Origin of the sequence: Pseudomonas sp., from assembly GCF_030698175.1 — a bacterium.
Taxonomy (GTDB): Bacteria; Pseudomonadota; Gammaproteobacteria; order Pseudomonadales; family Pseudomonadaceae; genus Aquipseudomonas.
Map to the genome: position 1 here is coordinate 25,681 of NZ_JAUYNT010000041.1, position 18,006 is coordinate 43,686.

At 59.6% G+C, this 18,006-nt stretch carries 23 protein-coding genes; 16 read left to right on the top strand and 7 right to left on the bottom strand.

Annotated elements, in window-relative coordinates:
- Window positions 1-9: 9 nt before the first annotated feature.
- The 5 genes from Q8R10_RS19830 to pelG are packed head-to-tail and all read left to right on the top strand — an operon-like array spanning window position 10 to window position 5,750.
- Window positions 10-540: a penicillin-binding protein activator LpoB gene (locus Q8R10_RS19830; RefSeq protein ID WP_305655753.1), complete on the top strand. Its 531-nt coding sequence runs from the start codon at window positions 10-12 to the stop codon at window positions 538-540.
- A 5-nt stretch (window positions 541-545) separates the two neighbouring features.
- Entirely contained in the window at window positions 546-1,901 is a 1,356-nt protein-coding gene (locus Q8R10_RS19835) for a PelD GGDEF domain-containing protein (RefSeq protein WP_305655755.1), read from the top strand.
- Window positions 1,876-2,871: a HEAT repeat domain-containing protein gene (locus Q8R10_RS19840; RefSeq protein ID WP_305655756.1), complete on the top strand. Its 996-nt coding sequence runs from the start codon at window positions 1,876-1,878 to the stop codon at window positions 2,869-2,871. The genes Q8R10_RS19835 and Q8R10_RS19840 overlap by 26 nt, the downstream gene beginning before the upstream one ends.
- Window positions 2,862-4,385 (top strand): GT4 family glycosyltransferase PelF, encoded by a 1,524-nt coding sequence (gene pelF / locus Q8R10_RS19845; protein WP_305655758.1) that lies wholly within the window; start codon window positions 2,862-2,864, stop codon window positions 4,383-4,385. The genes Q8R10_RS19840 and pelF overlap by 10 nt, the downstream gene beginning before the upstream one ends.
- Window positions 4,386-5,750, top strand: coding sequence for an exopolysaccharide Pel transporter PelG (pelG, locus tag Q8R10_RS19850; protein WP_305655760.1), 1,365 nt, complete (start codon window positions 4,386-4,388; stop codon window positions 5,748-5,750).
- Window positions 5,751-5,864: 114 nt separating this feature from the next.
- Here pelG and Q8R10_RS19855 read toward each other — a convergent pair whose 3' ends face one another.
- The gene (locus tag Q8R10_RS19855) at window positions 5,865-6,527 is read right to left on the bottom strand and encodes a polysaccharide lyase family 7 protein (RefSeq protein ID WP_305655762.1); all 663 of its coding nucleotides are present in this window, start codon (window positions 6,525-6,527) and stop codon (window positions 5,865-5,867) included.
- Window positions 6,528-6,995: 468 nt separating this feature from the next.
- Here Q8R10_RS19855 and Q8R10_RS19860 point away from each other — a divergent pair, with 468 nt between their 5' ends.
- On the top strand, window positions 6,996-7,241 hold the full coding sequence (locus tag Q8R10_RS19860; RefSeq protein WP_305655763.1) for a hypothetical protein: 246 nt from the start codon (window positions 6,996-6,998) through the stop codon (window positions 7,239-7,241).
- A gap of 55 nt (window positions 7,242-7,296) precedes the next feature.
- Window positions 7,297-8,649: a sodium:proton antiporter gene (locus tag Q8R10_RS19865; RefSeq protein WP_305655764.1), complete on the top strand. Its 1,353-nt coding sequence runs from the start codon at window positions 7,297-7,299 to the stop codon at window positions 8,647-8,649.
- A gap of 64 nt (window positions 8,650-8,713) precedes the next feature.
- Here the strand turns inward: Q8R10_RS19865 and Q8R10_RS19870 are convergent, their stop codons facing one another.
- From Q8R10_RS19870 to Q8R10_RS19885, 4 genes are all read right to left on the bottom strand, one after another.
- Window positions 8,714-9,241, bottom strand: a complete 528-nt coding sequence (locus tag Q8R10_RS19870) for a hypothetical protein (RefSeq protein WP_305655765.1) — start codon at window positions 9,239-9,241, stop codon at window positions 8,714-8,716.
- Window positions 9,242-9,389: 148 nt separating this feature from the next.
- Window positions 9,390-9,692 (bottom strand): hypothetical protein, encoded by a 303-nt coding sequence (locus tag Q8R10_RS19875; protein ID WP_305655766.1) that lies wholly within the window; start codon window positions 9,690-9,692, stop codon window positions 9,390-9,392.
- Window positions 9,689-10,096: a phage holin family protein gene (locus Q8R10_RS19880; protein WP_305655767.1), complete on the bottom strand. Its 408-nt coding sequence runs from the start codon at window positions 10,094-10,096 to the stop codon at window positions 9,689-9,691. Before Q8R10_RS19880 ends, Q8R10_RS19875 begins: the two co-directional genes overlap by 4 nt.
- A gap of 12 nt (window positions 10,097-10,108) precedes the next feature.
- Window positions 10,109-10,489 carry a YqjD family protein gene (locus Q8R10_RS19885; protein WP_305655768.1) on the bottom strand — a complete coding sequence of 127 codons (381 nt, stop codon included), beginning with the start codon at window positions 10,487-10,489 and terminating at the stop codon, window positions 10,109-10,111.
- A 278-nt stretch (window positions 10,490-10,767) separates the two neighbouring features.
- Here Q8R10_RS19885 and Q8R10_RS19890 point away from each other — a divergent pair, with 278 nt between their 5' ends.
- From Q8R10_RS19890 to Q8R10_RS19915, 6 genes are all read left to right on the top strand, one after another.
- Entirely contained in the window at window positions 10,768-10,929 is a 162-nt protein-coding gene (locus Q8R10_RS19890; RefSeq protein ID WP_305655770.1) for a hypothetical protein, read from the top strand.
- Window positions 10,926-11,129, top strand: a complete 204-nt coding sequence (locus Q8R10_RS19895; protein ID WP_305655772.1) for a CsbD family protein — start codon at window positions 10,926-10,928, stop codon at window positions 11,127-11,129. Before Q8R10_RS19890 ends, Q8R10_RS19895 begins: the two co-directional genes overlap by 4 nt.
- Before the next feature lie 89 nt (window positions 11,130-11,218).
- A complete protein-coding gene (locus Q8R10_RS19900) occupies window positions 11,219-12,043 on the top strand; it encodes a BON domain-containing protein (RefSeq protein ID WP_305655773.1) in 825 nt (274 codons plus the stop codon).
- Between the two features lie 230 nt (window positions 12,044-12,273).
- Window positions 12,274-12,435 (top strand): hypothetical protein, encoded by a 162-nt coding sequence (locus Q8R10_RS19905; RefSeq protein ID WP_305655774.1) that lies wholly within the window; start codon window positions 12,274-12,276, stop codon window positions 12,433-12,435.
- 86 nt (window positions 12,436-12,521) lie between these two features.
- The gene (locus tag Q8R10_RS19910; RefSeq protein ID WP_305655776.1) at window positions 12,522-13,328 is read left to right on the top strand and encodes a BON domain-containing protein; all 807 of its coding nucleotides are present in this window, start codon (window positions 12,522-12,524) and stop codon (window positions 13,326-13,328) included.
- A 55-nt stretch (window positions 13,329-13,383) separates the two neighbouring features.
- Window positions 13,384-15,471 (top strand): bifunctional diguanylate cyclase/phosphodiesterase, encoded by a 2,088-nt coding sequence (locus Q8R10_RS19915; protein WP_305655778.1) that lies wholly within the window; start codon window positions 13,384-13,386, stop codon window positions 15,469-15,471.
- A 16-nt stretch (window positions 15,472-15,487) separates the two neighbouring features.
- On the opposite strand, the gene Q8R10_RS19920 is transcribed toward Q8R10_RS19915, so the two are convergent.
- The gene (locus Q8R10_RS19920) at window positions 15,488-16,210 is read right to left on the bottom strand and encodes a Crp/Fnr family transcriptional regulator (RefSeq protein ID WP_305655780.1); all 723 of its coding nucleotides are present in this window, start codon (window positions 16,208-16,210) and stop codon (window positions 15,488-15,490) included.
- A 105-nt stretch (window positions 16,211-16,315) separates the two neighbouring features.
- Window positions 16,316-17,083 (bottom strand): Crp/Fnr family transcriptional regulator, encoded by a 768-nt coding sequence (locus Q8R10_RS19925; protein WP_305655782.1) that lies wholly within the window; start codon window positions 17,081-17,083, stop codon window positions 16,316-16,318.
- A 234-nt stretch (window positions 17,084-17,317) separates the two neighbouring features.
- Between Q8R10_RS19925 and Q8R10_RS19930 the strand changes: the two genes are divergently transcribed.
- From Q8R10_RS19930 to Q8R10_RS19940, 3 genes are all read left to right on the top strand, one after another.
- Complete coding sequence (locus tag Q8R10_RS19930) at window positions 17,318-17,467, top strand: lmo0937 family membrane protein (protein WP_305655783.1); 150 nt, start codon at window positions 17,318-17,320, stop codon at window positions 17,465-17,467.
- Window positions 17,468-17,497: 30 nt separating this feature from the next.
- Window positions 17,498-17,716 (top strand): hypothetical protein, encoded by a 219-nt coding sequence (locus Q8R10_RS19935; protein ID WP_305655785.1) that lies wholly within the window; start codon window positions 17,498-17,500, stop codon window positions 17,714-17,716.
- Between the two features lie 70 nt (window positions 17,717-17,786).
- A complete protein-coding gene (locus tag Q8R10_RS19940; protein WP_305655787.1) occupies window positions 17,787-17,996 on the top strand; it encodes a YgdI/YgdR family lipoprotein in 210 nt (69 codons plus the stop codon).
- The last annotated feature ends 10 nt before the right edge of the window (window positions 17,997-18,006 follow it).

The following is an 18,006-nucleotide window of genomic DNA, read 5'->3' on the forward strand; positions in this document are numbered from 1 at the left end:
GGAAGTGTTATGCGCGTTGTTAACCGATTCGCCCTGTTGTGCTTAAGCCTGAGCCTGAGTGCCTGCTCGATTCAGTCCAGCCAACCGAATGTTAAATTGCCGCGCGACGGCAGCTGGGTGCTGTTGCCGTTGCTGAACTATTCGCAAGCCCCGCAAGCGGGTGAGCGTGCCGAGCAAATTCTCTACACCTTGCTGGCCAAGCAAGGACTTAACGCCGCCCCTTACCCGGTGACGGACAACCAGGACATGCCGTTGCTGGACGATGGCGAGCGGCTGCAGCAAGCCTTGCTGTGGGCCAAGCAGCGCGGCGCCAACTATGCCGTCAGCGGCAGCGTCGATGAGTGGCAATACAAGAGCGGGCTGGATGGCGAGCCGGCAGTGGGCATTACCCTTAAAGTGATTGAGCCGGCCAGTGGCCGCATTCTTTGGAGCGGCAGTGCGGCGCGCGCGGGTTGGTCGCGTGAAAGCTTGGCTGGCGCCGGCCAGCGGGTACTGGATGCGCTGGTCAATGACTTGCCCATCGATCAAATAGATGAGTAGCACCCATGCCGGATAGTTTGCAGATCGCCCCACGCCAAGCCGGCGTCGCTACCTGGGTGGAAACCCTGGTACTGACCATGGTGGTGGTCGGCTTGGGCTACTGGAGCGAGCCGACCGATCCGTTGTTGGCGTTTTCGGGGTTTGCCTGGTCGTTATTTGCGCCGTTATTGCTCAGTCTGCGTTACGGGTTTTTCCATGGTTTGGTCAGCGCGGTGTTGTTGCTGGCGGTGATGCTGGTGTTGCATTTTGCCAACTATGGCGATTATCAAACACTGCCCAGTCACTACCTGGTCGGGGTGTTGGTGGTGAGCATGGTCAGCGGCGAGTTCCGCGATCTCTGGGGGCGGCGTCTGGATGGCCTGCAACGGGCCAATGACTACCGGGAGATGCGCCTCGAGGAGTTCACCCGGGCGCACCATATTTTGCGCATCTCCCATGACCGTCTCGAGCAAAAGGTGGCGGGCAATGATCACAGCTTGCGCAGCGTGCTGCTGGCCATGCGCCAACGCATGGCCAGCCTGGAGAAAGGCCAGGACAATCTAGTGGTAATGGCCGAAGCCATTCTCGATCTCTTCAGCAATTACGGCCCGCTGCGGCAAGCGGCCCTCTATCGGGTCGAGGACAACAGGTTGAGCGGTAAGGCCATGAGCATGCTCGGCGAGATGGACGAAATCAGCGACAGCGATCCGCTGGTGCGCCTCACCTTGCAGCAAGCCGAGCTGATTAGCCTGCGCCCGGAGCTGCTTGAGCAAGGCGGCGCGGTGACTACGTCGCCGCTGCTGGCCGGCATCCCGCTGCTCGACACCCATGGCAAGATTCACGCGTTAGTGCTGGTGCAGCAGATGCCATTCTTTGCCTTCAATGACCGTAACCTCAACTTGCTGGCGATTTTAGGTGGGCATATTGCCGATTTACTGGCCAGTCAGGTGCAAGCCGCCCGGCACAGCGATGTCGATGCCCAGCGCTTCGCGCAACTGTGTTTGCGCTCCCTGGCGGATGCTAAACGCTATGACATTCCTGGCTACTTGCTCGGCCTTGAGCTCAACGATGTTGCTTGGTCGCAAGAGGTGTCGCGCTTACTGCATACCCAGCAGCGCGGGTTGGATGTGATTTTGGCCTTGCCCAATGCGCGCGGGAATACCTTGGTGTTGGTGCTCTTGCCACTGACGGCCGAAGACGGCTTGCGCGGTTATTTAGAGCGCATTCGGCTGAATCTGTTGGAGAACATTGGCATGAGTCTCGCGGTCGCCGGCGTGCAGGTGCATAGGCATGCCATCGGCCGCAGCGACAACGTCAAACGTCTGGGTCAATTTTTGCAGCAGGAGTGCGCCCTGAATGAGTTCGAAGTGGCTATTCACTAGCGCCTTTTTGCTTGAGCTGGGCAGCCTGCTGAGCCTGCTCAGTGAGTCATCGTCCTTGGCGGCAATCCTCACCTTTGCCCTGCTGCATGGCGCCGCATGCCTGTGCCTGATGGCGGGATTATGGCCGTTACTGCCTCGGCAATACCGTCAACCGTTGCCGTGGAGTCCGTTGTTTATCTTCGGCTTGGCGTTTTTTATTCCGGCGCTGGGCGTACTTGGGGTGGCGGCGGCGGTGTTTCCGGCGTTGTACTTTCCGCGCCGGCAAAGGGCGGATGTTTGGAAGCAGACCGCCATTCCAGACTTGCCTTTCCGAGCCACCGAGCCGGACATGCGCAGCATGATGAGTGCCGGCGGTTTGCAGGATGTGCTGCGCCATGCGGTTAACCCAAACAAGCGCTTGTCGGCCATTTTGTCGACCCGGCAAATGTCTGGCCGCGACGCCATCCCGATTCTCAAGCTGGCGCTGAAAGATCCGGTGGATGATGTGCGCTTGTTGGCCTACTCGATGCTGGATGCGCAAGAGAGCGGCATCAATCTAAAAATCAAACAGGCGCTGGAAGAGTTGCACAACGCCGCCAGCGACCGCATTGGCCAATTGCATGCCAGCCTGGCCCAGCACTATTGGGAGCTGGTGTACCTCGGCCTGGCCCAGGGCAGCGTGTTGGAACACATGCTGCAGTGCGCCCGCAGCCATATCGAACAGGCAATGAACAACCGTGAGTCCGCGGATGACTGGCTCTTGGCCGGGCGCATTGCCCTGGAGCAGCGGCGTATTGACGAGGCCGATACGGCCTTTGCGAAGGCCCAGAATTTAGGCATGGAGGCGGCGCAGGTGGCCACCTATCGCGCTGAGGTGGCGTTTATTCGCCGGCGCTTTGCGGATATTCCCGGTTGGCTCGCACAACTTCATACCGATGATCGGCAGCGCCTGCCGTTTTCAGCTTTGGCAAGGTACTGGCAATGTCCCTGATGACAAAAAAAATCGCTCCAATCGCCGATGTTTGCATGCTGCTCGAAGGCACCTATCCCTATGTGCGCGGCGGTGTGTCGAGCTGGATTCACCAGTTGATCAGCGGTTTGCCCGAGGTTAGTTTTTCGATCATTTTCATCGGCGGCTCGCCAGCCTCCTATGGTGAGATGCAATACAAGATGCCGGCCAATATCGTGCACTTTGAGAAGCACTTTCTGGAGACCGCGTGGCAAACCGGTGACGCTAAACCGCGCCGCGGCGACCCTAAACGTATGGCCAAGGTGCGTGAAATGCATCAATGCATGCACCGCCCAGGCGGCGAATTGCCGAGCGAGTTGGCCGATGAAGTGATGACCATGATTGGCGATGGCAAGGGCCTGTCGCGGGAAGACTTTCTCTACAGCGAGGCGTCCTGGCAGGCGATCACCGAGGGTTACGAAACCTACTGCAGCGATCCGTCCTTCGTGAATTATTTTTGGACCTTGCGCTCCATGCATGCGCCGATTTTCCTGCTCGCCGAAGTCGCCCGCAACGCGCCCCCGGCCCGGGTGATTCATTCGATTTCCACCGGCTATGCCGGCCTGCTGGGGGCTTTTCTCAAGCGGCGCTGGCAGTGCCCGTTCATCCTCAGTGAGCACGGCATTTACACCAAAGAGCGCAAAATCGATCTGGCCCAAGCCAGCTGGATCAATGACCGGCCCGATTCGGTGGGGGAAGGTTTGTCGGCTGAGGTGGGTTATATCCGGCGCATGTGGATTCGTTTTTTCGAGCAGGCCGGGCGCCTCACTTATCAGGCGGCCGACCCGATCATTGCGTTGTACGACGGTAATCGTTTACGCCAGGTAGCCGATGGGGCCCAGGCCGAACGCACCCAGGTGATCCCCAACGGCATCAGCCTGGCGGCTTACCGCGATGCCATGGCCCAGCGCCCAGTTGGCATTCCGCCGGTGGTCGGTTTGATTGGCCGGGTGGTGCCGATCAAGGACATCAAAACTTTTATTCGGGCGATGCGCGGCGTGGTCTCGAGCATGCCCGAGGCGCAAGGCTGGATCATCGGCCCGGATGAAGAAGATGCTACTTACGCCGAAGAGTGCCGCAGCCTGGTGACCAGTCTGGGCCTGCAAGAGCAGGTTAAGTTTCTCGGTTTTCAAAACATCAGCGCCATCATGCCGTCGCTCGGGGTGATGGCCTTGACCTCCATCAGCGAGGCGCAGCCGTTGGTGATTCTGGAGGCCTACGCGGCGGGCGTGCCGGTGGTGGCGACCGATGTCGGCTCTTGCCGGGAGCTGATCGAAGGCGGCTGCGCCGAGGATGTCGCCTTGGGCAGCGCCGGTGAAACCGTGGCGATTGCCGATCCGCAGGCCAGTGCCCGAGCGATCCTCAACTTGCTGCAAAACCCCGAGCGCTGGCTGCAGGCCCAGCAAGCCGGCTTGCAGCGGGTCAGCCGGTTTTATACCGAGGCGCTGATGTTTGAGCGTTACCGCACGCTGTACGCCAACGCCATGGAGGTTTAAATGGCCGGCATTGGTTTTGAATTACGCCGCATTCTGGTTAAGGACACCTACAGCGCAACCTTGCGCGCCTATATCTACGCCGGGCTGATCAGCTCCGGGCCTTGGGTGTTGTCGATCCTCAGTGTGATGCTGATCGGCATTATCAGCCTCGGCGTATCGGAGCTGAAGGTTCGGCAGTTTCTGATCAGCGTGACCTATCTGATGGCCAGCTCGCTGATACTGACCGGCGGCCTGCAGCTGTATTTCACCCGCTTTATTTCGGATCGCCTGTATGAGCAAAAGGCCAAGGTGATTCTGCCCAACCTGATCGGCATCCTGACCCTGGTGACCTTGTCTGCCGGGGTGCTCGGCGGCCTGTTTGTGTTCAGTATGTTTACTGAGTCGCTACTGTTTTGTGTGCTGCTGGTGGCCAACTTCGTCACCCTGTGCAACCTGTGGATGGTGATTATTTTTCTCTCCGGAATGAAGGCCTATAACCGCATCCTGATCACCATGCTGATTGGCTACTCGGTGATGGTTGGCAGCGCGCTGCTGCTGCGCCAGTTTGATCTGCCCGGCTTGCTGCTGGCGTTGCTGATCGGCCATGCCAGCCTGTTGTTTATGTTTCTCTTTGAGATCCTCCGTGAGTACCCGACTGAACGCTTCGTCAGCTTTGATTTTCTCGAGCGCAAAAAAATCTTCATTAGCCTGTTGTTTACCGGCTTGGCTTACAACCTCGGGGTCTGGGCGGATAAGTTTATTTTTTGGTTCAACCCCAGTACCTCGGATGCGGTGATTGGGCCATTGCGAATGTCACTGATCTACGATCTGCCGATTTTTCTGGCGTATCTGGCGGTGATTCCGGGCATGGCGGTTTTCCTGGTGCGCATCGAAACCGACTTTGCCGAAGCTTACGAGCGCCTGTATGCGGCCATTCGCGGCGGCGAAACCCTGGAGCATATTTACTACCTGAAGGACCAGATGCTGCTGGCCATCCGCCAAGGGATCTTTGAAATCTTCAAGGTGCAGGGCATTACCGTGGTGCTGCTGTTTCTCTGGGCGCCGAACTTGCTGAGTTGGCTGGGTATTTCCCAGCATTACTTGCCACTGTTTTATGTAGACCTGGTGGGTGTGAGTATTCAGGTGCTGCTGATGGCGCTGTTGAATGTGTTTTTCTATTTGGACAAACGGCGGATTGTCTTGGAGCTGACGCTGCTGTTTCTGCTGCTCAACGTGATGCTCACCATCGTCAGCCTGTACCTTGGTCCTGGGTTTTATGGTTACGGCTTTTCCTTGTCGCTGCTGGTGACGGTGCTGGTTGGGCTGGCCCAACTGTCGCGCTCGTTACAAACCCTGGAGTACGAGACCTTTATGCTGGGGCGCTAGTCGGACCGGTGCGCGCTTGGCCCTTATAGGCGCGGAGAAGTCCGCGCCTATAAGGGTGTTTGGCATGCACCGACACCCAGGCAGCGGGTGCCGGCGCTGCTCAATGGCCTAGCTCTAGCGGTGACTGATGCGCAGTCTGCTGTAGGTGGCCGCGCCGGCCTCGGTTTCATAGCCGCTGTTGTCCTGGGTATAGACCCCGGCTTTGAAATACAGCGGCTGTGTCGCCCAGGCGGCGCCGATCTTGCCGTACCAGCGCACGCCGTTGAAATTGACGCTGAGGATGCCACCCGGCGTCAGGTGCACGTAGTAGGTGAAGGGCTGATTCAGCGGCACCCCCTGTACCAGCACATGGGTGACCGATTCGGCGTCAGTGGGGCGTAGACGAATCTTGTAGACCAGGTCGGCGCTGCCGGAATCCTTCATCTGGTATTCGAGTTTGAGCAACGGCCAATGGCTGTCGGCGTTGTGAATCTGGCCGATCACCACCTTGCCGCTGGAGGGCACCTGGTTCACCTGCAGGCGGGCGCTGAGGATATTGTCGGCCGCTGGATACAGCCAGTTGTGCAGGGTGCCGTCGGCATAGGTTTCGCGCAGCTCACTGCGTGGGTAGTGGGCGTTCTCGGTGGTGGTGCCGTTAACCGGCGACCAAAAATAAATCTGCTCGTCGTTGGATTTGAAGTAGTGGTCCCGATAACCGCCGGCCAATTGCGGCGTATCTATGGTGGTGGCTGGAACGCCGACAGGAATACTTAGATTCCAGGTGGCAAGATCGATCATGCAAATGACTCCCGATACCGGCAACGCCTTACCTGTGGTTACCCGGCCGGGAGGGCGGGCAACTCACGACTACGCTCGCGCTGCGATTTGCTTGAGGGGTTTGAAGGTGTCCAAACGGACACCTGGCGTGAGCTCTAGCGACGGCTGCGCAAGGGCTGGAGGGCCCCTCGTCGTGCGCATGGAGCGATCGGGCCTGGTCAGAGAGCACGCTATCGTCGTTGCCTGCAGCCTTGCAGTGACTAGCAAAGCCTGGATTAGTTCAGATTTTTTGTGCCGACTTGCTGGGTGGCTGAGTTCATACCCCCGCGGCGGCTTTTGCGCGCCTCGCTCACCAAGGGCAGCGTGAACTCCAGCAGGTTGGAACCTCAGCTAAGCGTGCTAACGCACCGACGCTGGCCAGTTGGGCTGCCATTGTCGCGGTTACGTGGCTCGCAATTCTGCGCGAGCTCGGCGCAACTGGAGGTCAGCATGTACAGGTCCGGCGATAACGACTTGACCCAGCAAGTGCTCAAAGACTTTGAGCGCAACGCGGAGGGCGGGCAGCATGTCGTCGCCTTTCCCAATCTGCGACTCGACCGGCGCAGTGCCAAACCCCTGCCATTGGTGACAACGTTTTACGTGTCGGCGCAGGGGGTGGTGCATTGCCCGTTTGCACCTTTGCCGGTGCCCCGTGCCGGGTTCACGCCGAGTCGGGTTGGCAAGAGGGGCCAATGATTGAAAACCACCTGAGCCGGCCTGCGCAAAGGGCTCCGTCAACATGAACGAGGCCATGACGTTCGCGCTCTGGGCCATCATCATCGGCATCCTGCTGGTCAGCATGGTGCTGTTCGGTTCGTTACTCAAACGCTTGCCACTGAGCATGGCCATGTTCTACCTGCTCGCCGGGGTGATTCTCGGCCCGGCCGGGTTTGCCCTGCTGACGCCTAATCCGCTGCTGCATGGGCTGTTGCTGGAGCGCATCAGCGAGGTCGCCATGCTGATCTCACTGTTTGCCGCCGGCTTAAAACTCGGCCTGCCACTGACCGACCGGCTGTGGCGCATGCCGATTCGCTTAGTGTTTATTTCGATGACCCTGACCGTCGCCCTGATCGCTCTGATCGGGGTGTATGGCTTGGGCTTGTCGCTTGGCGCAGCGATTCTGCTGGGCGGTATCTTGGCACCCACGGACCCGGTGCTGGCCGCCGATGTGCAAGTGGCCAGCGCCGCCGACCGTGACTGGTTGCGTTTTAGCCTGACCGGTGAGGGCGGCTTTAATGACGGTGCGGCGTTGCCGTTTGTGTTGCTCGGGCTGGGCTTGCTTGGCCTGCATGACCTTGGCCCCTGGGGCTGGCATTGGCTGGCGGTCGAGGTGCTCTGGGCGATTGCCATTGGCTTGTTGCTCGGCGCGCTGCTGGGCACCCTGGTCGGCAAGCTGGTGGTGTACCTGCGCAGTCGCCATCATGAGTCGCTGGGCCTGGATGAGTTTCTCGCCTTGGGTCTGGTGGCGTTGGCGTACGGGGTGGCGGTGCTCTGTGAGGCCAATGGTCTTCTCGCGGTGTTTGCCGCCGGGCTGGCACTGCAGCGGGTTAAAGAGCGAGACAAACAGGACGGCGCGGGCGTTGCCGGGTTTGTCGGTTTATTCGGCCAGCAAGCCCAGGACGATTGCACTACCGACCCCAAGCACGCCAGCGCCTACATGATGCAAGGCGTGCGTGGCTTCAATGAGCAGTTGGAACGCATTGCTGAAGTCACGGTGGTACTGGTGGTCGGTGCCATGCTGGCGCTTATCCGGGTGGATGCCAGCGTGCTGGTGGTCGTTATCGTGTTGTTTGTGTTCGTGCGACCGGTGTCGGTTTGGCTGGGTTTACTCGGTACCGACTTTAGCGGCGATCAGCGCCGGCTGATCGGTTGGTTCGGGATTCGCGGCATCGGCTCGGTGTACTACCTGATGTTCGCCATCAGCCATGGCTTGCCCAGTCCATTGGTCGAGCAGTTTATTGCCATCACCCTGACCGCCGTCACCGCCTCGGTAGTGCTGCATGGGTTTTCCGTGACGCCGCTGATGGCCCTGTACGATCGTCGCAAAGCCCGCTTTAAAGTTCAGGCGAGCCGGCTCAAACCGCCCAGCACCAAACTACAGTGAAACTGCTCCAGCGCCGAGCGCGTTTAGTTTGCGCTGGGTAGCACAGAAGGGGGCATAGCTTTCTTCAAGCCAGGCTGAGGTCTTTGTATTCGCCGACGGCGGCCGCAATAACCTCACGGGCGATGGCGGTTTGCTTGGCGCTGAAGGTTTCGGCCACCAGCACCACATCACCGGCTTTGATCGCCGTGCTAATCAGGTCGGCAAAGCGCCCTTGATGGTCGCCGGCGCCGGCAGAGGCGCCGACTACGGCACCGAAGAAACCGCCCAGGCTGGCGCCGCCACCGAACAACATCAGTGGCGCCAGTAACGGGCTGGCAATAAACAAACTGACGTTGGCCGCAGCCAAGCCAATGCTCGCCAGACCGGCGAGCCCGCCGCCGACGGCAGTGCCAATCGCACCGTCAACCAACATGTCTTTGAGTACCCCATTGCTTTTTCTCTGTGGCGCAGGGGCGGGCGGCACTTGCCCAGCGTCAACAAAAATCTGTAGTTGCGCGCTGGGTATGCCGTGTTCGAGCAGGGTGGCCAAGGTGCTGTCGGCTTTATCGCGGTGCGGGAAAAACCCCGAGACGTGATGACGGTAATCGTCCATGTCGATGCTCCTTATGTTGTGCGAGGCCGTGCAATACGGCGATTTTTTGAGCCTAGGGACTGGCCCAGCAGCTGTCTGTGCGCAGGCGAACACAGTGGGGCGTGCGGCCGATAATCGCTGGAGGTGCGTTATCGAAGTGGGCAGCGGTTTATAGCGGCGGGGTTTGCGCTGCCAGCAGTAAGCGTTGTCGGCGCTTGAGCGCCAGCGTGCGGACTAAGCGTGCCACCATCAGGGCGGTGCTGAGTGAGCGAATCAGGCGGCCGCCGACCGCTAATGTGGCAACCTCGGTCAGCAGTTGTGCTGCCAACGCCGGTCGGGCGGTTAAAAAACGCATCGTCAGGCTGCGTGGGTAGGCACCGCTGGCGGCGTTAGGTTCGAGCTGTTGGCCAATCAGCAGGCGCTGGTTCTGCAGTTGTTGGCGCAGCGCCAGTGAGGTGGCGGAGAGGCTCATAGCTTGCTCTTGAGCAGGTTCAGGTCGGCGTTTAGCTCTGTGCGGGTCGCGGCAAAAGCCTGCTCGCCGAGTGCTGACAGGCGATTAAAACGCCACCACGCCAAACCTGCGCCAAGGCTGTAGAAGGCGATCAGGGCGATCCAGACGGGGATGCGCAACTCGCTATCCCAGCTCAGGATTAATACCAAGGCGCTGAGCAGTAACAGGGCGCAGAGCAAACAGCTAAAGCCCAGCAGGGTCATCAGTAACATCGACAGCAGCCGCTGCTGCTCTTGCGCCCATTCAATCCGCAGCAGTTGCCCGTGCAGACTGGCCTGGGCCAGCCAGGCGCTGCCGGTTGCGCGTAACAAACGCAGCACGGCCAACGGCTTAAAGGTGAAAGGCGCGGCTGGCTGTTCGGGCATGACAGCTCTCGCCTAGCTGCGGCGGTTGAGCAGCAGGCCCAGTACAAAGGCCACTGCGGCTACGCCGCCGATGGCGCGCCAAGGTTGCGCGTGGACGTACTCATTGGTCCGCTCGCTGTTTTTGCGCACCTGTTCGGACACCGTATTGCCCAGTCCGGCCAGCACCTCTTTGGCGGCGTTGACGCGGGCGGTGAGCATGACTTTGGTCTGGGCCAGCTCGTCGCCGGTGAGGGTTGCGGTGTCTTTGATCAGGTCTTCGATGTCGGTAATCAGATTGTGAAATTCACGGGAGACGCCCGAGGCGATGCCTTCGGCTTTGAGTTTGGCAATGGCGATGGATTTTGCGTCAGAGGCCTTCTCGGCGGGTTGCGAATGGCTGGATTTAAGCAGCATGGCTGACTCCTAAAGCGGCAAGGTAAACGCAGTGAGTGCTCGACGGCTGCGCGGCCGGCGGCGCGGCACTGCTATTGGTGGGGTTGGTTGCAGCAGTTCACAGCATCCGCGCCACGCCGGCCAACGTCTGTTCGCCAACGAACAGAGGGTCAAACCTGTAGGCAGGTCCGCGCACGGCTTAAGCGCGCTAGCGCACCGACGCAGTGGCGGTGATGGCCCATGGTGGTCTGCGCGGCGTTTAGCAATCTTGCCGAACGCCGGGTTCACTGGAGGTCAGCATGCATAAATCCGCTGGTTACAACTCGCCCAAGGGCGCAGCCAATAACGCCGAGCAGAATTTAGCGCGCGGCCAAGCCAAGCCTGCCCTGTGCAGCAGTCACGTCACCGTGACGGTGCCGCCGGCTGCACAGCAAATCAATGATGAAGGACATCCCGCATGAGCTTGCCTGACGAACTCAAAGGCAAATGGAAGCAGCACGTAGGTGCGGCCAAAATTGCCTGGGGCAAATTGACGGAAGACGAGCTGCTGGAGTCCCAAGGCCAACTCGAAAAACTCGCCGGCCTGGTGCAAGAGCGCTACGCGGTCACCCGCGACGAAGCCGACCAGCAAGTTAAGCGTTTCCTCGACAAAACCAAGTAATGCGTTGAACCCCTGCTGCCCTGGCGTAGCCGTCGCAATTGAGCGGCTGGCGCGCCGGTGCAGGCATTTTCCCCGGATGGAGAACCACTATGTATAACCAACCCCGCACGCTACTGATCGCCACTGGCGTGGCCTTGTCGATGGCGGCAATGAGCGCTTCTGCCAACAGCGTGGCGCAAGACATTACCGATGCTCGGCAGGAAGCCCAGATCTGGACCACCTACACCCTGAGCCCCTATCTGAGCGCCAGTGACTTGAGTGTCACGGTGAATGAAGGCTTGGTGATCTTGACCGGTAAGGTCAATGAAGAGGTCAATAAAGACCTGGCCAAGCAAATTGCCTTGGGGGTTAACGGCATCCAGAAAGTCGATAACCAGATCGTCGTGCAAGCCGACTTCAGCCCACCAGCCGCCACGGCCCGTGGTTATAGCCAAGTGGTTGAAGATGCCAGCATCAGCGCCGCAGTCAAATCCAAACTGATTTGGAGCAAGTACACCGATGCCCAGGCCGTGGCGGTTGAAACCCTGGGTGGCAAGGTCACCTTAACCGGCCTGGCCGAGAGCGCCAAGGCCAAGGAACTGGCCGGCCGCATGGCGATGAATACCCGTGGCGTGGTCTCGGTCGACAACCAATTAAAGCTTGCCAGCACTGCCAGCAAGATGACCGATAGCGCCAAGCAAACCACCGCCGCCGCCAGCCAGGAAATTACCGACAGCTGGATTACCGCCAAGGTCAAATCGACCTTGCTGTACTCCAGCAATGTCAGCGGCGCGGATGTGGGGGTGAGCACCGACGCCGGTGTGGTCAGCCTCACGGGCACCCTGAGCAGTGGTGCCGAACAGGCCCTGGCCATCGAGTTGGCGGATAACGTGCGCGGGGTCAAAAGCGTCAACGCCCAGGCCCTGAGCTTCTAAACCCATGCGCGGCCAGCCATTGCGGCTGGCCTAACGCCTGCGCCTTGCGGTTTGTAAGCGCGTCGTCAGTGCGGCACTGCGATTGGGTGAAGCGCTTCACAGAATTGACTCCCGGACTGTCTAGCTCGGGCCTAGGTGCGCTAGCGCACCGACGGTTTGGCGCCGACCGCCTATGGTGGCTGCGCGGCGTTTAGCAATTTTGCCGGACGCGGGGTTCACTGGAGGTCAGCATGCATAAGCCCGCTGGTTACAACTCGCCCAAGGGCGACGCCAATAACGCCGAGCAGAATCAGCCACAGGCTCAAGCCAACCCTGCTCCGGGCGGCAATAGCGCCACTGTTACGGCACTGCCGGCGGTGCACAAGGTCGCTAGCGCCGTCGAACTCAAGTAGCCAGTTGAACCCCACGCTGGCCTGACGTCGATGCAGCTATTGGGCTGCTGGCGGGTGTCGGCATTTTCCCAGGATGGAGAACCGCTATGTATGGCCACGCCCACAAGCTACTCATTATCACCAGCATTGCGTTGTCGATGGCGGCCATGGGTGTCTTGGCAGCCAGCACGGCGCAAGATATTACTGCGGCCCGGCAGGAAACCCAGATCTGGACCACCTACACCCTGAGCCCCCATCTGCGCACCAGTGACTTGAGCGTCAGCGTGCATGAAGGCCGGGCGACCTTGACTGGCAGGGTCAATGAAACGCTCAAAAAAGACCTGGCCAAGCAAATTGCCTTGGCGGTTAACGGGATCAAAACGGTCAATAACCAGATCGTCGTGCAAGCCGGCTTCAGCCTGCCAGTTTCCACTGTCCGTGGTTATCGCGAAGTGGTTGAAGATGCCAGCATCAGTGCCGCAGTCAAATCCAAATTGCTCGGGAACACGTACACCAGCACCCAGGCCGTGACGGTTGAAACCCTGAGCGGCAAGGTCACCTTAACGGGCCTGGTCGAGAGCGCCAAGGCCAAGGAACTGGCCGGCCGTATGGGGCTGAGTACCCGTGGCGTGGTCTCGGTCGATAACCAATTAAAGGTCGCGCAGAGGACCGGCAGTGCGAGCACCGCCGGTCAGAAAGTTGCCGAAAGTTGGACTGCCGACAAGGTTAAACCGACCTTGTTGTACTCCAACGATGTCAGCGGTGCTGATGTGGGAGTGAGTACCGACGCTGGTGTGGTCCTGACTGGCATGCTGAACCGCAGTGTGGAACAGGCTCTGGTCATTGAGTTGATGAATAACGCACGCGGCGTTCAACCGATCAAAAGCGTCAATGCTCAGGCTCTGAGCTTCTAGGCCAGTGTTCGGCCAGCCACTGCGGCTGGCCAGGGTTTTATCAGGAGGCAGGATGGTGAGTCGAGTCATGATTCTTACCGGCGATGCCGGTGACGCCCAGGCGTTAGGTGAAGTGTTAAGCAATATTCAGGACGAGCCCTATGCCGTCGAATGGGTAAAACGGCTGAGTGACGCCCTGCCACGTCTGGAAGCGGGCAATGTGGATGCGCTGCTGGTTGACCTGGCGTTGCCGGACAGCCACGGCATCGACACCTTCGACCAGCTGTTTGCGACTGCGCCGCAGGTGCCGATCATGACCCTCTGCGGGGTTGCGGACGAGGGCCTGGCCAGTTTGGCGGTGGAGCGCGGCGCTGAGGGTTATCTGTCCAAGGATCATTTTGACAGCTATCTGGTGGCGCAATCGCTGCGCAATATCATCCAGCGTAAAGTCGTCGAGGAGGGCGTGTTTAGCGATCAGCTGCGCGCCGAAGTGACGCTTAACTCCATCAGTGATGCGGTGATCGGTACCGACATGCAGGGCAATGTTGATTACCTCAACGTGGCGGCCGAAACCATGACCGGCTGGTCCCGCGAGGAGGCCCGCGGCCAGCCCATCAGTGTGGTGATGCGCATCCTCAATGGTGCCACCCGGGCGATTCGGCCGAACCCGATTGAGCTGGTATTGCAGCAGAATGCGCCGATGAAGTTGGCGGTGGACACTGTGCTGCTGCACCGTGATGGCGGGGAGCGCGCGATTGAGGATTCGGCCGCACCGATTCACGACGCCAACGGCCAACTGAGTGGCGCGGTGATCGTGTTCCATGACGTCACCGACGGGCAGCTCATGGCCTTGAAAATGTCCTATCTGGCCCAGCATGACTTTCTCACCAACTTGCCCAATCGAGTGCTGCTCAACGACCGCATCGGCCAGGCCATTGCCTTGGCCGAGCGGCGTGGTCAGCATCTGGCGGTGATGTTTCTCGATCTGGATAATTTCAAGCAGATCAACGATTCGCTTGGCCACAGCATTGGCGACAAGCTGCTGCAATCGGTGGCGCAACGGCTGTGCGCCTGCGTGCGCCGCTCCGACACCGTCAGCCGCCAGGGCGGTGATGAGTTTGTGCTATTGCTGGCGCAAGACAACTACGCCGAGGACGCGGCCCTGACCGCAGAGAAGATTCTCACTGCGCTGGCCGCGGTGCATCGGCTCGAGGGCCACGAGCTGCTGGTTACCGCCAGTATTGGTATCAGCTCCTATCCCGGTGATGGGCTAAACGCCGAGGCGCTGATCAAGCATGCGGATACCGCCATGTATCAGGCCAAGGAGCTGGGGCGCAATGCCTATCAGTTTTTTACCCCGGACATGAATAACCAGGCGATTGAGCGGCAGCTAATCGAAAATCAACTGCGCCATGCCCTGGGGCGCAACGAATTCATTCTGCATTACCAGCCCAAGGTCAATTTGCGCAGCGGGGTGATTACCGGCACCGAGGCCTTGTTGCGGTGGAATCATCCGCAGTTGGGGCAGCTGCTGCCGGAGCGGTTTCTCGCGATTGCCGAAGACAGCGGGCTGCTGGTCGAGATCGGCCATTGGGTCCTGCAGGAGGCCTGTAGTCAGGCGCAACGCTGGCGCGCCGCCGGGCTTAGATGCGCAACCATGGCGGTGAATATTTGCGCGGGGGAATTTCGCCATCCGCAGTTTGTCGCCACTGTCAGTGCGGCGCTGCAAGCCAGCGGACTCAACGCCTGCGACCTGCAACTGGAAATTCGCGAAAGTGCGCTGGTGCGTGAGGCTGAACTCAGTGCGCTGGTTTTGTCGCAGCTGAGTGCGCTGGGGGTGCAGCTGGCGGTGGATGAGTTTGGCCGCGGTTATTCGAGCCTGAGTCAGCTGACCCAGTTTCCGATCAGTGTGTTGAAGATCGACCAGTCGTTTGTGCAAAAGCTTGACTCGCCAGGCGATGATCGGGTGATCGTCAGCGCCTTGCTGGCCATGGGCAATAGCCTCAAGCAGCGGCTAGCCGCCGGAGGTATAGAAAGCCGCGAGCAACTGGCGTTTCTGCTGGCCCAGCACTGTGAAGAGGGCCAGGGTTATTTGTTCAGTCCGCCGCTGGCGGTGGAGCAATTCACCCTGTTGCTGACGCGCAGGCGCATCGATTTGCTGTGAGTGGGGCGCCGGCCTGTTAATGCACTGCCGGCGCGGTAAATAACGCGTCGTAGTCGTTGTTCACCGCTGCATAGCATTCACAGGCAACGTTTTCCAAGCCGCCGCGTGACAGCACGGTGATCTTGCCGCGGCTGTAGTGAATCAGCCCTTGCTGCTGTAACGCGCCGGCGGCGATGGTCACGGCGCTGCGCTGCACGCCGAGCATTTCGGCGAGAAACTGATGGGTCAGGTAAAAGTGCTCGGCATGGGCGCGGTCGTGGCTCATCAACAGCCAGCGCGCCAGCCGCGCCGGCACCTCGTGGAAGCTGTTACAGGCGGCGGTTTGCGCCAGCTGGGCCATCAGCACATAGAGGTAGCGATTGAGGGTGCGCAGCAATGCCGGGTTGGTCCGCAGTTCAAGGCGAAACTGACTGGCGGTCATCCGCAGCGCCGTGCCGGAGCCCTGCACCACGGCCCGCAGTGGCACTCGGTTGACGCCCAGGGTGAGCATGCCGCCGAGCATGCCTTCGTTACCAATCAGGCCCATCTCCAAGGGTGGATGGCCATCGGTTAAGGCCACCAGCGAGATAAAACCGGTGAGCGGAAAGTACAGATGACGAAACGGCTGGCCACGCTCGCAGAGGGTGCTGCCGAACTCCAGATTGACCAGCTCGCAGCGCTGCAAAAGGCTGTGCCGGGGTTTGTTGGGCAAGTGCTCAATCAGTTGATTTAGCACGGGTAGTGCATCGGCGCCGGACATGCTCGGATCCCGCCGCACGGAGTCAGCCAAGGTCTGGCGCGTGCTGGGTGCGGTGACCAGCACGCTACTGCAGCCTGCGGCACCCAGCAGGCTGCGGTCTGTACGCTAAGACACAAAGTGGCCGCTGGCTTTGAGCGGCTTTAAATTCTCGGCCTTGCTTTTGTGGTTGTGGCTGCAGCCGTAGGGCAGCAGACGGTCGTTTTCCTGTTTGACCACGGCGTAGCACTCGCAGCTGAGGGCTTCCAGCTCCTCGCGGTCGAGGACGTTGATATGGCCACGGCAATAGTCGATCACCCCGAGCTTTTGCAACTTGCCGGCGGCCTCGGTGACCCCTTCGCGGCGTACGCCAAGCAGATTGGCGATTAGCTCCTGGGTCACGCTGAGCTGGTTGTCCGGCAGGCGGTCAAGGGACAGCAACAGCCAGCGGCACAGTTGCTGGTCGATGGCGTGATGGCGGTTACACACGGCGGTCTGCGACATCTGGGTGATCAGCGCTTGGGTATAGCGCAACAGCAGCAGCATCAGCTCGGAGTGCTGGTTGAATTCATCTTTAAGCTTCTGCCCCGGCAAGCGATAGGCCGCGCCGCTGCTTTGCACTATGGCGCGGCTGGGAGTGCTTTCACCGCCCATAAATAACGCCACCCCGACCAGGCCCTCGTTACCGACCATGGCGATGGCGGCCGAGGCACCGCTTTCGGTCACATAGAGCAGTGAAACAATCGCGTCAGTGGGGAAATACACATGCCGCAAGGTGTCGCCGGATTCGTACAAGACCTGGCCCTGCTGCAGCGTTACCAATTCAAGTTGCGCGAATAAACGCTGTTGAATTTCTGTGGGTAACGCTGCCAATAAATGATTTCGTTGCGGAGTCATGCTGCTCACCATCCTGTGGGTCTGGGGAAAGTCCTCCTTCCATGGGACAGCCTATCGGCGATTGAGTGCCCTCTTTGCGCGATAACGCACATATCCGCGTCTACAGCGGTGCTGCGCCGCGATAAATAACTGCGCTTATGTGTGCTGGCGTACCGAGTCTGGCCGCTAGAGCGATCACCCTGAGGCCATGCTGATCGCACCGGCGATCAACGCGCTGCTTGGGAGATCAACCTTATGTTGCAAACCATCGCGGTCATCTTGCTGATTCTGTGGATTCTAGGGCTGGTGTCGTCCTACACCATGGGTGGGCTTATTCACATTCTGCTGGTCGTGGCCATCGTCATGGTGCTGGTACGGGTGATTCAAGGGCGTCGCATTGTTTAGCGGCGCTGTAGACGTTAGCGGAGGATCTATATGAATGGATTAACCAGTGTGGCCATCGTGCTGATGATCGCCGGTGGCCTGGGCTTGGCCTATGGCGGTTTCAGTTACACCAAGGAAACCCACACGGCCGATGTCGGCGCGCTGCATTTGTCGGTGGACGAGGAGCAGCGGGTGAATATCCCGTTGGGCGTCGGCCTTGGTGCGCTGCTGCTCGGCGGTTTGCTGCTGGTCGTTGGCAGAAAGCGCTAAGCGCATAGCCCGGCCCGCTGAAGATAGATTTTTAACTGCTGTTAATAGTTCGAACCTTAGAGGTAACACCATGAAAAAGCTGCTAATTACGGCTTGCTGCTTGTTGAGCCTGACCGGTTGCGCGAGTGAATACATCATCGCCACCAACGATGGCAAAATGATCACCAGCAACGAAAAACCCGAGCTGGATGAAGAAACCGACATGCTTCACTACCAAGATGAAGAAGGCCGTGACCAGCAAATCCAGAAGTCCGAAGTTAAACAAATGATCGAACGTTAAGGCTCGCCAA

Excerpts from the sequence above, each read along its gene's own strand:
- Q8R10_RS19890 (WP_305655770.1), top strand. The coding sequence starts at position 10,768 with ATGCATAAATCCGCTGGTTACAACTCGCCCAAGGGCGCAGCCAATAAC.
- Q8R10_RS19900 (WP_305655773.1), top strand. The coding sequence starts at position 11,219 with ATGTATAACCAACCCCGCACGCTACTGATCGCCACTGGCGTGGCCTTG.
- Q8R10_RS19910 (WP_305655776.1), top strand. The coding sequence starts at position 12,522 with ATGTATGGCCACGCCCACAAGCTACTCATTATCACCAGCATTGCGTTG.
- Q8R10_RS19840 (WP_305655756.1), top strand. The coding sequence starts at position 1,876 with ATGAGTTCGAAGTGGCTATTCACTAGCGCCTTTTTGCTTGAGCTGGGC.
- Q8R10_RS19925 (WP_305655782.1), bottom strand. The coding sequence starts at position 17,083 with ATGACTCCGCAACGAAATCATTTATTGGCAGCGTTACCCACAGAAATT.
- Q8R10_RS19885 (WP_305655768.1), bottom strand. The coding sequence starts at position 10,489 with ATGCTGCTTAAATCCAGCCATTCGCAACCCGCCGAGAAGGCCTCTGAC.
- Q8R10_RS19935 (WP_305655785.1), top strand. The coding sequence starts at position 17,498 with ATGAATGGATTAACCAGTGTGGCCATCGTGCTGATGATCGCCGGTGGC.
- Q8R10_RS19920 (WP_305655780.1), bottom strand. The coding sequence starts at position 16,210 with ATGTCCGGCGCCGATGCACTACCCGTGCTAAATCAACTGATTGAGCAC.
- pelF (WP_305655758.1), top strand. The coding sequence starts at position 2,862 with ATGTCCCTGATGACAAAAAAAATCGCTCCAATCGCCGATGTTTGCATG.
- Q8R10_RS19830 (WP_305655753.1), top strand. The coding sequence starts at position 10 with ATGCGCGTTGTTAACCGATTCGCCCTGTTGTGCTTAAGCCTGAGCCTG.
- Q8R10_RS19930 (WP_305655783.1), top strand. The coding sequence starts at position 17,318 with ATGTTGCAAACCATCGCGGTCATCTTGCTGATTCTGTGGATTCTAGGG.
- Q8R10_RS19860 (WP_305655763.1), top strand. The coding sequence starts at position 6,996 with ATGTACAGGTCCGGCGATAACGACTTGACCCAGCAAGTGCTCAAAGAC.
- Q8R10_RS19940 (WP_305655787.1), top strand. The coding sequence starts at position 17,787 with ATGAAAAAGCTGCTAATTACGGCTTGCTGCTTGTTGAGCCTGACCGGT.
- Q8R10_RS19865 (WP_305655764.1), top strand. The coding sequence starts at position 7,297 with ATGACGTTCGCGCTCTGGGCCATCATCATCGGCATCCTGCTGGTCAGC.
- Q8R10_RS19895 (WP_305655772.1), top strand. The coding sequence starts at position 10,926 with ATGAGCTTGCCTGACGAACTCAAAGGCAAATGGAAGCAGCACGTAGGT.
- Q8R10_RS19905 (WP_305655774.1), top strand. The coding sequence starts at position 12,274 with ATGCATAAGCCCGCTGGTTACAACTCGCCCAAGGGCGACGCCAATAAC.
- Q8R10_RS19835 (WP_305655755.1), top strand. The coding sequence starts at position 546 with ATGCCGGATAGTTTGCAGATCGCCCCACGCCAAGCCGGCGTCGCTACC.
- Q8R10_RS19855 (WP_305655762.1), bottom strand. The coding sequence starts at position 6,527 with ATGATCGATCTTGCCACCTGGAATCTAAGTATTCCTGTCGGCGTTCCA.
- Q8R10_RS19880 (WP_305655767.1), bottom strand. The coding sequence starts at position 10,096 with ATGCCCGAACAGCCAGCCGCGCCTTTCACCTTTAAGCCGTTGGCCGTG.
- Q8R10_RS19875 (WP_305655766.1), bottom strand. The coding sequence starts at position 9,692 with ATGAGCCTCTCCGCCACCTCACTGGCGCTGCGCCAACAACTGCAGAAC.
- pelG (WP_305655760.1), top strand. The coding sequence starts at position 4,386 with ATGGCCGGCATTGGTTTTGAATTACGCCGCATTCTGGTTAAGGACACC.
- Q8R10_RS19870 (WP_305655765.1), bottom strand. The coding sequence starts at position 9,241 with ATGGACGATTACCGTCATCACGTCTCGGGGTTTTTCCCGCACCGCGAT.